The organism is Rhodococcus sp. KRD162 (assembly GCF_017168335.1).
Lineage (GTDB): Bacteria > Actinomycetota > Actinomycetes > Mycobacteriales > Mycobacteriaceae > Rhodococcoides.
Map to the genome: position 1 here is coordinate 1 of NZ_JABFAU010000064.1, position 10,390 is coordinate 10,390.

Sequence of the window (10,390 nt, forward strand, 5' to 3'; positions counted from 1 at the left end):
GTGCTCGTGACCGCGGGGGGTATCGGGGGCAATCACGATCTGGTGCGCGAGAATTGGCCGGATCGGTTGGGGACGGCTCCGAGGTCGTTGATATCGGGTGTCCCCGAGCATGTGGACGGCCGCATGCTCGGTATCACCGAGCAGGTCGGTGGTCGGCTGGTCAACAGAGACCGGATGTGGCACTACACCGAGGGCATCAAGAATTGGGATCCGATCTGGAAGAACCACGGCATCAGGATCATTCCGGGACCCTCCTCGATGTGGTTCGACGCGCGTGGTCGACGTTTTCCGGTTCCGAACTTCCCGGGATTCGACACCCTCGGAACATTGAAGGCCATCCAGGACAGTGGGTACGAGTACTCGTGGTTCGTTCTCACCCAGAAGATCATCGAGAAGGAGTTCGCGCTGTCGGGGTCGGAGCAGAATCCGGACATCACCGACAAGAACCTCAAGCTCGTTCTCAGCCGGGTACTGCCCGGGGCGAGCGGTCCGGTGGAGGCGTTCAAGAACAACGGCGAGGACTTCGTCGTCGCCGACACTCTCGGCGAACTGGTACGAGGGATGAACGCGATCACCGGAGAGGAGTTGATCGACGTCACGGATCTGAAGCGGCAGATCGAGGCTCGCGACCGTGAGGTGGACAACCCGTTCACCAAGGACCTGCAAATCTCTGCGATCCACAATTCCCGTCGATCCCGTGGCGAGCGGATCGCCCGGACAGCATCCCCGCACAAGATTCTCGACCCCAAATCCGGCCCGTTGATCGCGGTACGACTGCACATCGTGACGCGAAAGACGCTGGGAGGCATCCAGACCGATCTTCAGGGGCGCGTCCTCGACGGGGCGGGAAAGGCGATCGAGGGATTGTGGGCGGCAGGCGAGATCGCCGGCTTCGGCGGCGGCGGCGTGCACGGATACCGCTCGTTGGAGGGAACCTTCCTCGGCGGATGCATCTTCGGCGGACGACAGGCCGGTCGCGCGCTCGCCTCTCAGGCGTGAGCAGCCCCTCCGCCAGCCGGCGCTGTCGCCGTTGTCCAGGGGCTACGGCCCGGTGGATGCATCGGTGACGGTGGACGGGACCCCGAAGGCGAGCAGCGCCACGTCGTCCTGAAGTCCGGCGCCGAACGATGCCAGCAGAGCGGTGAGGTCCTCGACGATCTTCGCCGCGGTGGTGGGTCCGCGCTCGGTGACGAAGGATTCGAGGCTGCCGTCGTCGTCGAAGCGAGTTCGTCCGGGCCCGACGATGGCCTCGGTGAGGCCATCGGTGTAGAACGCCATGACGTCCCCGGCCCGCAGAGTCACCGACGCGGACGCGAAGTGGGGCTCGGACAACGCTCCCACGAGTTGACCACCTGCTGTGTTCACGTACTCGACCTCGGCATCGCGGGTGACCAGAAGGGCAGGCGGGTGCCCGCCACTGGCGAGGTCGACCACGGCGCTGTCCGGTCCCGGCGTGATGGTGCCGAACACGACGGTGCAGAACCTCGGATCGTCGCCGTGAAACTCGTGGTGCAGAACGGTGTTGAGATTTTCCAGCACCGAGATCGGATTGCGGTCGAAGACCGCCGCGGCCCGTAGCGTGTACCGGGTCAACGAGGTGACAGCTGCAGCGCCCGCGCCCTTTCCGCTCACGTCACCGAGGAAGAAGCCCCAGGTGTTCGTGTCGAGCGGGAACACATCGTAGAAGTCGCCGCCGACCTCGTCGATGGAAACCGGGTGGTAGTGAGCAGCGACGTTCATGCCGTGCGGGGCGGACAGAATCGGAGGCAACAGAGTCCGTTGCAGAGTCGACGCCAGGATCTGCACCTGAGTCTTCTCGGCTTCGGCCTGTTTTCGGGCTTGCTCGGACGCTCCCAACGCGTGCTGCGACCTGTCGAGAGCCGCCTCTGCGTCGTCCTGCGCCGCCTCGGCGTTTCTTCGAGCGTCCACCAGATCCTTCTCGCGCACCCGACGTTCGGTCTCGTTGTGCAGCGTCATCGTCACCGTCAGCGCACCCGATTCCGCGCGAAGACTGTTCGCCAACATGGACACCGCTGTCGGCGAAGCACCCTCGGGCGCACCGTCGAGATGGGCGCTCGCGGCGATCGGCGAATCGTAGTCGGATGTCGAGGCCGCCACGATCAGGTCGGTCAACACCGGGCCGAACTCCGCAGTGAACAAGTCTGCTACGGCGACGCCGACCAGCGTGTCGCGACTGCGCGCGGTGATTCGCGCGGCCGCCGCGTTCGCATACAGAATTCTTCCGCTGTCGACGTCGATCGAGAACACTCCGCACGGAGCTGTGGCGAGTAGCTCTGCAGCCGAAGCGGTCACGTGTATTCCTCCCGGGTCGGTACGGATGGTTCGAGTGATCAGATGCGCCCCGCCGCGGCGAGCGGCTTGCTCCAGACCGCTGTCACCACGGTGCCGAAGCCGGGTCGGTGGTCGACCGAGAGATCATCGGCGACGGCGGCGGCGAGTTGCAGCCCATGGCTGCGAGTCGTCGTCGACGTGGGCGGGCGCCACGTCCCGGTGTCGGAGACGGTGACCGTCAGCGTCTCGTGCTCGTAGGTCACCGTGATCGACATGGTTCCGGTTTCGGGGGACGAGGAATAGGCGTGCTCGACGACGTTGGCAAGGGCCTCGTAGACGCCGAGCACGATGTCGTCGACCAGCGCACCGTTGACGCCGAGTTCGAGAACCCAGCTGCGCAGTCGCCGTCGGATGGTGGTCGCCACCGTCGATTCCGCCTGCGCGGTATGGCTCCATCGATGCGGCGTGGAGGAATGGCTCTCGGTCACGATGGATGCCCCGACCGACTTCGGCGGGTCATTGTCGGCTCTCGCCGTCATGAGCCGCCGACCGCACGTGGGCCACCGCGTCGGAGACGGTGGTGAACGTTGCCATCACGCGATCGATTCCGCTGAGCCGGACGGGCCGGACGACGACACCGTCGACCGCCACCAGCGCCATCCGCGAGGTATCCGGCAGGCGATCGCATACCCGCACCAGAACTGTGATGGCGCTCGACGACAGAAAGCTGACATCGGTCAGGTCCACGACGAGCCCCCCTTCTGCGGTCTCTGCCGCCGGAAAAGCAGTGGCAGACAATTCGGGGATCGTGTCGAGATCAAGTTCGCCTCGCACGGTGAGCACGGTCGTCGAGTCGTGATCGGCGGACGCTATATCGAACGGGACTTCGGCGGGCACCTCTGACATGTTCGTGACGCTACCTGTTGTCGAACTCCGATCACGACCGAAAAGTGCCGACCAGCAGCGAGCCCGCGCCCAATACCTCCAGAACCATGCGCACCGAACGGGCGGGAGCCACGACGTCGATCTTGCCCGGATGCACATAGGTGGCATCGATGATCGCGTTGGCGACACCGGAATACACGAACGACACCCCGGACAGATCGACCGTCACCCGAGCAGACTTCGATGCCAGCCGGTCGAGAGTGTGGACCACTTCTGCCCGAGTCGACATGTCCAGCTCGCCGAACGCTCGTAGGACGCTCGAGCCGTCCGGATTCCATACTGTGTCGAGGCCGAAGGTGCCGTCGTCGTCCTGCAGAGTGTGTTCCATCGTTGCGGTGCTTGTCGACATGTCGTTACCTCTTCCCTTGGCCCTCGTCCCGCTCGCGGTGTCCGGCGGTGCGGGACGTCGAGATGGTGTGGTGTCGACGATGACAGCGTGGGATTGCAGAAAGCTCAGCCGGTGATCTCGAACCGATAACGAAAAATCTCGATTCGGTAACGGCGCTATCGGGTCAGCAGTTCCATCAGCGAGCTGGTGGCCTTCTTCTTCAGCCAACCGCGAGCACCTCGTTGGCCGAGCGCCGCACGCGCCGCGTTCAGGCCGGCCGCACCGTGCACCCCGCCGCCGGGGTGTGCCGAGGCCGATCCCAGGAACAGGCCGTCCACCGGAGTTTCCGAACGGCCGAGCCCGGGCGTCGGCCGAAAGATCAACTGCTGCTGCAATTGCGCCGTCCCGCCGTTGACCGCGCCGCTGTGCAGATTGGGATCTGCACCGTGTAGATCGCTCGGCCGCTGGACCACCCGCCCGAGAACCGAATCCAGGAATCCCGGCGCGTGGGCTTCGAGAACGCTGTCCACGCGATCCGCCACGATGTCGGCGGCGTCGTCGTCCACCACGCCTCGGGGCAGATGGGTGTACGCCCAAGCGCTTTCGGTGCCTGCAGGCGACCTGGTCCGGTCGGCGGTGGTCATCTGACCGAACAACATGAACGGGCTCTGCGGAAGGACCCCGGTGGTGAGATCCGCTGCCCAGTGTACGAGGCCGTTGTCGTCCGCGCCTAGATGAACGGTGCCCGCATCGGTCAATGATGGTGAATTCCAGCATATTCGGCGATCGAGGGCGTAGTTCACCTTGACCACCGGGGTGTCCCACTCGAAGGTACGCAAATCCTCGTGCAGGCGGCGTGGAACGGCGTCGTACGGCAGCAGCGAACCGTAGAGCGCCGGTGCCGACACGTCGGCCACGATCGCTCTGCGGGCTCGAAAGGTGTCTCCGGCCGCGGTGTGTACCGCGCAGGCGCGACCACCGCGCACGTCGATGGTCTCGACTGCTTGACTGCATTCGAGACCGGCACCCGACGCGGCCCCGCGGTGAATCAGAGCGGTGGTCAAGGCCGAGGATCCCCCTACCGGAGCCGGATAGCCGACGTCCTGAGCGAGCATCGTGAGCAGATAGCCCATCATTCCGCTCACCGGGGCATCGGTGGGTACGTCGCCGTGCATCGCGTTGCCCAGCAACAGACACCGAGCGGCGTCGCTGTGGAAGAGCTCGTGAGCCATCGTGCGTGCAGGCAGGGCCGCGAATCGCGCGAAACGCATCGTCTCGGCCAGCCCGAGGGTGCGGACCAGCCGTGCTCCCGCCGACACCGGGGGGAACGGCCCGAACAGTGCATCGAGAAGTGGTCCGCGAATGCGCTTCCACTGCTCGAAGAGCGTCATCCAGGTGTCGCCGTCACGGGGATCGTAATGGGACAGCAAGGCGGCGGTGGCCTCGACATCGTGGTGGACGACGGGAGCGTCCGTGTCCTGCGCAGAACGGGCATGGCCGTAGACCGCGGGTGAGTGCGACCACTGCAGCCCGTGGGACTCGAGCTCGAGTGCCGTGATGGCGGGAGACGCCAGCGCCATCGGGTAGAAGGCGCTGAACAGGTCGCTGGTGAACCCTGGAACCAGCTCGGCGCTGCGTACCGCACCGCCGGGGTGTTCGGCCGCCTCCAGCACGAGCACGTCCCAACCCGCGTCGGCCATCGCGGCCGCCGCTACCAACCCGTTGTGACCGCTCCCGATGACCAGCGCATCGACCTCGGTGTCGGCCATCGGTGATGCTCCTCGCCTCGGTCGAAGTCTTCTTGCTCAGGACCCTACCGACACCGGGTACCGACCGACCGGAGGATGGCTTCTCGCGGCAGTGATCCGGCACCGGATTCGGTGGATCGACCGCGTTCGTCGGACCCGAACGCCGGTTGTCATACTGGAGTGCATGTCGACAATCGCGTATGTCATCGCAGGGTCGGAAGCCACCGGCGGAGCCGGTCTGCAGGCCGACCTCAAGACATTCGAGCGGCTCGGGGTCTACGGCCTCGGCACGATCACCTGCATCGTCTCCTTCGATCCGAAGGCGGGGTGGGGGCACCGATTCGTGCCCGTCGACAGTGCAGTGATCGCCGATCAGATCGAAGTTGCCACTGCCGCACATGATCTCGACGTCGTCAAGATCGGCATGCTCGGTACCCCCGCGACGGTCGACACGGTTGCAGCCTCGTTGCGCCTGCAACCGTGGCGGCATGTGGTGGTCGATCCGGTGTTGATCTGCAAGGGCCAGGAGCCCGGTGCTGCACTCGACACCGACAATGCTCTGCGTCGCGAGATTCTTCCGCTGGCCACCGTTGTCACTCCGAACCTCTTCGAGGCGCAGACGCTGTCCGGAATGGATTCCATCACCACCGTCGACGAACTCGGTGAAGCCGCGAAGAAGATCGCCGACCTCGGACCTCGCTACGTCGTGGTCAAGGGCGGAGTCGGTCTGCCCGGTGACGAGGCCGTCGACGTCGTCTTCGACGGTTCCGAGCTGACCGTGCTCCGCGCTCCGAAGATCGGCGAAGAACGGGTATCAGGCGCCGGCTGCATCTTCGCGGCAGCCATCACCGCGGAGCTTGCCAAGGGCACGGAGATACACGACGCCGTCTCCACAGCCAAGGATTTCGCGCACGCGGGCATCGTCGGTCGGATCGAGAGCAACGCGCCGTTCGCCGCGGTGGGATGGCACGACTGATCCCGAGCGGGTCAGGTGAGCGAGACCAGCTCGGTGATGTCGTCCTGGGGCAATTCGCCGTCGACCACCGCGGTGACGACCGAACTGTTGAGGGTGATCGCACCCTTGTGGTTGTCCAGGAAAGCGGTATCGGCCGCGTCTCGACCGACCGAGATGCGCACCAGCGTCGAGCGAGGAGCCAGGCAGGTCGCGTCGACCACCCGCCACTTGCCTCCGACGAAGGCCTCTGCAACCGCATGGAAATCCATCGGTTCGCAGCCGGGTGCGTACACCGCCACGAGACGGGCCGGAACATTGACCGCGCGCAGCATGGCAACGACCAGATGTGAGTAATCGCGGCACACGCCCTGACCGGCAAGCAGTGTGTCGGTAGCTCCGTCGATCGGATCACTGCTTCCTGGAACATAACTCAGGCGAGCGCCGACCCACGCCGAGATCTTTTCCAACAACTCCTCGGAATCGGCGTAATCACCGAACTCCGTTGCCGCGAAACCGTAGAACTTGTCGGCCTCGGCGTAACGGCTCGGCCGAAGATAGAGCGACATATCGTAATCGGTGACCGGTGCCGGGGTGGTGTTACCCAGAATGCTCGCGTCGTACGAGACCTGGAGATTGCCGACATCGGCGGGCATGACATGAATTCGATTGCCGTGTGGTCCGCTGATTTCCTTTGCTTCGACGGGATTGCCGTCGAGGACAAAGGACAGAGATTCGGTGACGGTCGCGCCGGGATGGGGCGCGACCGCGATCTGGAATTCGAGCGTGGTGGCTGCCGTGATGTCTATATCGAGGCGCGCGGATACATCGCGTTTGAGCATGGGCACTCCTGGCCTGTGGTGGAGGGGTGAACTCGGTGCCTGTACCCTCGTGTGCCCAGCTCAAACGCCGTTGATCACTAGGTGATCAACGCCACCCGAGCGCGGGTGCGACATCGCGGAGCAGGGTTTCGAGGATGTGCGCGCAATAGTCCACACCCAATTGGTTGGGGACGGTGAGCAACAACGTGTCGGCGGCCGCAATCGCCTCGTCTGCTGCGAGGTCTTCGATCAGTCGATCCGGCTCGCCCGCGTAGGTCTTTCCGAATCGAGCTTTTCCGCCGTCGAGGTAACCCACCTGGTCCTGGCCGCTGCCCTCGCGGCCGAAGTAGGCGCGGTCGAGATCGCTCACGATCGGGAAGATGCTGCGGCTGACCGAGGTGCGGGGTGTGAAGCCGTGACCGGCGTCGCTCCACGCCTTGTGGAAGCGTTCGATCTGCTCGGCCTGCAACTGATGGAAGGGCACTCCGGTGTCCTCGCTCAACAAGGTCGAGCTCATCAGGTTCATGCCCTGACGGGCGGTCCATTCGGCCGTCTCGCGGGTACCTGCGCCCCACCAGATGCGTTGGCGCAGACCGGGGGAGTGCGGTTCGAGGCGCAACAGTCCGGGCGGATTGGGGAACATCGGCCGCGGGTTCGGCTCCGCGAATCCCTTGCCTTCGAGCAGCTCGAGGTAGATGCGGGTGTGCTCGCGGGCCATATCGGCCTGATCGGTGCCCTCGGCGGGCACGTACCCGAAGTGGCGGTATCCCTCGATCACCTGTTCGGGCGATCCCCGGCTGACGCCGAGTTGCAGCCGCCCGCCCGAGATGAGATCGGCCGAACCCGAGTCCTCGGCCATGTAGAACGGGTTTTCGTACCTCATGTCGATGACGCCGGTGCCGATTTCGATGGTGCTCGTTCGGGCCCCTACTGCGGCCAGCAGGGGAAACGGCGAGGCGAGCTGGTTGGCGAAGTGGTGGACGCGGTAGTACGCGCCATCGGCTCCCAGTTCTTCGGCTGCGACCGCCAGATCGATCGACTGCAGCAACACGTCCGAGGCAGATCGTGTCTGTGACTGTGGGGACGGTGACCAGTGTCCGAAGGACAGGAATCCGATCTTCTTCATCGCATGCTCTTTCGTTGAACGATCAACTGTTTCGCAGACTACAGCGCGTGCCGGGCCGGATTCATTCCCGCGTCGGTATTACGCGCCGATGCCCGCTGTCAACAGTTTCGCCAGTTCGAGGTAGGCGTCACCGTCGCTCAGGCCCGTCAGGCGAAACACCTCGCGGGTCTGGATTCGAACCATGACCGAGGATGCGACGTCCCCGACGAATGCTGCGTGGACATCGCGTACCTCGCCGCTGGCCACGCCCTCGCTGATCAGCTCCTGAACACGGCGGGCGGCGATGGCGGTGTTGCGCTCGTACACCGAACGGGCAGATTCGAGCGATGCGAGGTCGGTCATGAACTGCTCGGATGCAGATTCGAGCGCCGCGCCGACGGCGGTGAGATACGTGGTGATGCGATTGCGGGTGCCGTCCACCTCGGCAACCGCGTTTTCGACCTGTGTGGTCATGGATTTGAAGTAGTGCACGGTGGCTCCGCCGACGAGCTGATCCTTGCTCGAGGCCAGCGTGTACAGCGTCGACTTGGAGCAGCGCAGCCGCGCCGCGATGGTATCGAGCGTCAGGTGCGCGAAACCCTCTGCCAAGAACAGGCCGACGAGCTGGTCGAAAAGCTCGGAACGGCGCGCCGTGGCGTGGGAGGTCACGGGTGCGTTCACATCAAGGATGGTACTGCATCGAGTTGTGCAGTACTGTGCATCAGTACTGCGGATCACCCTGCAGTACTGATGCTGAAAGTCCCGGAGGTTGTCCGTGCCTGTCGATCGTCTGCTGCCCACTGCCGAAGCGCGTGACCTCGTGGCGCTCACTCGCGATGTGGCGGACAAGGTGCTCGACCCGATCGTCGACGAACACGAACGCCAAGAGACCTATCCGGAAGGGGTGTTCGCGACTCTGGGTGAAGCAGGGCTGCTGAGCCTGCCGTACCCGGAGGAGTGGGGCGGCGGCGGCCAACCGTACGAGGTCTACCTCCAGGTGCTCGAAGAGTTGGCATCGCGCTGGGCGGCAGTCGCTGTCGCGGTCAGCGTGCACAGCCTGGCCTGCCATCCCGTGATGGCGTTCGGTACCGATCAGCAGAAACAGGACCATCTCCCCGGCATGCTCGGCGGGGCCCAGATCGGCGCGTACTCGTTGTCCGAGGCCCAGGCGGGCTCGGATGCCGCGGCACTGAACTGCAAGGCGATTGCCACCGACGGCGGGTACACCGTCAACGGATCGAAGGCGTGGATCACCCACGGCGGCGTTGCCGACTTCTACAACCTTTTCGCCCGTACCGGAGAAGGCTCCAAGGGCATCTCGTGCTTCCTCGTCCCCGACGGAAGCGACGGACTCAGCTTCGGCAGGCCCGAGGAGAAGATGGGACTCCATGCGATCCCGACCACCTCTGCGCACTACGACAACGTGCACGTGCCCACCGAACGACGGATCGGCGCGGAGGGGCAGGGGCTCCAGATAGCCTTCAGCGCGCTCGACGCCGGACGGCTCGGCATTGCCGCTGTCGCAGTGGGAATTGCCCAGGCGGCCCTCGACGATTCGGTGAAATACGCTCAGGAGCGCACTGCATTCGGCAAGAAGATCATCGATCATCAGGGGCTGGGTTTCGTTCTCGCAGACATGGCTGCGGCCGTGGACTCCGCCCGCGCCACCTATCTCGACGCCGCTCGCCGCCGCGACGCCGGACTTTCCTACTCCCGCAATGCATCCGTGGCGAAGTTGATTGCCACCGACGCGGCCATGAAAGTGACCACCGACGCGGTGCAGGTCTTCGGCGGCTACGGATACACCAGAGACTTCCGCGTAGAGCGCTACATGCGCGATGCCAAGATCACGCAGATCTTCGAAGGCACCAATCAGATTCAACGGCTGGTCATCGCGCGCTCGCTCGCCACCGCGTGAGCGCGAGGCCGACACGTAATTCCGAACCGAGAACGTAAGGGACACTTCATGACAACAACCGAGCCCGATATTCATACCACTGCGGGTAAGTTGGCTGATCTTCGTAAACGTCTGATGGTGGCGGAGGTTCCGTCGGGTGAGGCGGCGGTGGACAGGGTCCACGCGAAGGGCAAGTTGACGGCGCGGGAGCGGATCACGGCGTTGCTCGACGAGGGGTCGTTCGTCGAGCTCGATGCGTTGGCTCGGCATCGTTCGGTGAATTTCGGGTTGGGTGAGAACCG

At 64.6% G+C, this 10,390-nt stretch carries 12 protein-coding genes; 4 read left to right on the forward strand and 8 right to left on the reverse strand.

What is annotated here, in order from left to right:
• The coding region (locus tag J1M87_RS26440) for an FAD-binding dehydrogenase (protein ID WP_206492661.1) at window positions 1-999 on the forward strand (999 nt) is incomplete at its 5' end.
• Between the two features lie 42 nt (window positions 1,000-1,041).
• Here the strand turns inward: J1M87_RS26440 and J1M87_RS26445 are convergent.
• The 5 genes from J1M87_RS26445 to J1M87_RS26465 form a co-directional block, all read right to left on the reverse strand.
• Window positions 1,042-2,313, reverse strand: coding sequence for a PP2C family protein-serine/threonine phosphatase (locus J1M87_RS26445; RefSeq protein ID WP_206492662.1), 1,272 nt, complete (start codon window positions 2,311-2,313; stop codon window positions 1,042-1,044).
• A gap of 38 nt (window positions 2,314-2,351) precedes the next feature.
• Window positions 2,352-2,780: an ATP-binding protein gene (locus tag J1M87_RS26450; RefSeq protein WP_206492663.1), complete on the reverse strand. Its 429-nt coding sequence runs from the start codon at window positions 2,778-2,780 to the stop codon at window positions 2,352-2,354.
• A 28-nt stretch (window positions 2,781-2,808) separates the two neighbouring features.
• A complete protein-coding gene (locus J1M87_RS26455; RefSeq protein ID WP_206492664.1) occupies window positions 2,809-3,198 on the reverse strand; it encodes an STAS domain-containing protein in 390 nt (129 codons plus the stop codon).
• Window positions 3,199-3,229: 31 nt separating this feature from the next.
• A complete protein-coding gene (locus J1M87_RS26460; protein WP_206492665.1) occupies window positions 3,230-3,586 on the reverse strand; it encodes an STAS domain-containing protein in 357 nt (118 codons plus the stop codon).
• A gap of 155 nt (window positions 3,587-3,741) precedes the next feature.
• Window positions 3,742-5,334, reverse strand: a complete 1,593-nt coding sequence (locus J1M87_RS26465; protein ID WP_206492666.1) for an NAD(P)/FAD-dependent oxidoreductase — start codon at window positions 5,332-5,334, stop codon at window positions 3,742-3,744.
• Between the two features lie 163 nt (window positions 5,335-5,497).
• Between J1M87_RS26465 and thiD the strand changes: the two genes are divergently transcribed.
• Window positions 5,498-6,289, forward strand: a complete 792-nt coding sequence (gene thiD, locus J1M87_RS26470) for a bifunctional hydroxymethylpyrimidine kinase/phosphomethylpyrimidine kinase (protein ID WP_206492667.1) — start codon at window positions 5,498-5,500, stop codon at window positions 6,287-6,289.
• Window positions 6,290-6,300: 11 nt separating this feature from the next.
• On the opposite strand, the gene J1M87_RS26475 is transcribed toward thiD, so the two are convergent.
• From J1M87_RS26475 to J1M87_RS26485, 3 genes are all read right to left on the reverse strand, one after another.
• Window positions 6,301-7,107: a transglutaminase family protein gene (locus J1M87_RS26475; protein ID WP_206492668.1), complete on the reverse strand. Its 807-nt coding sequence runs from the start codon at window positions 7,105-7,107 to the stop codon at window positions 6,301-6,303.
• Window positions 7,108-7,192: 85 nt separating this feature from the next.
• Complete coding sequence (locus J1M87_RS26480; RefSeq protein WP_206492669.1) at window positions 7,193-8,212, reverse strand: LLM class flavin-dependent oxidoreductase; 1,020 nt, start codon at window positions 8,210-8,212, stop codon at window positions 7,193-7,195.
• A 78-nt stretch (window positions 8,213-8,290) separates the two neighbouring features.
• Complete coding sequence (locus J1M87_RS26485; RefSeq protein WP_307830931.1) at window positions 8,291-8,872, reverse strand: TetR/AcrR family transcriptional regulator; 582 nt, start codon at window positions 8,870-8,872, stop codon at window positions 8,291-8,293.
• Between the two features lie 94 nt (window positions 8,873-8,966).
• Between J1M87_RS26485 and J1M87_RS26490 the strand changes: the two genes are divergently transcribed.
• Entirely contained in the window at window positions 8,967-10,109 is a 1,143-nt protein-coding gene (locus J1M87_RS26490) for an acyl-CoA dehydrogenase family protein (RefSeq protein ID WP_206492670.1), read from the forward strand.
• Window positions 10,110-10,157: 48 nt separating this feature from the next.
• The coding region (locus J1M87_RS26495) for a carboxyl transferase domain-containing protein (RefSeq protein WP_274611114.1) at window positions 10,158-10,390 on the forward strand (233 nt) is incomplete at its 3' end.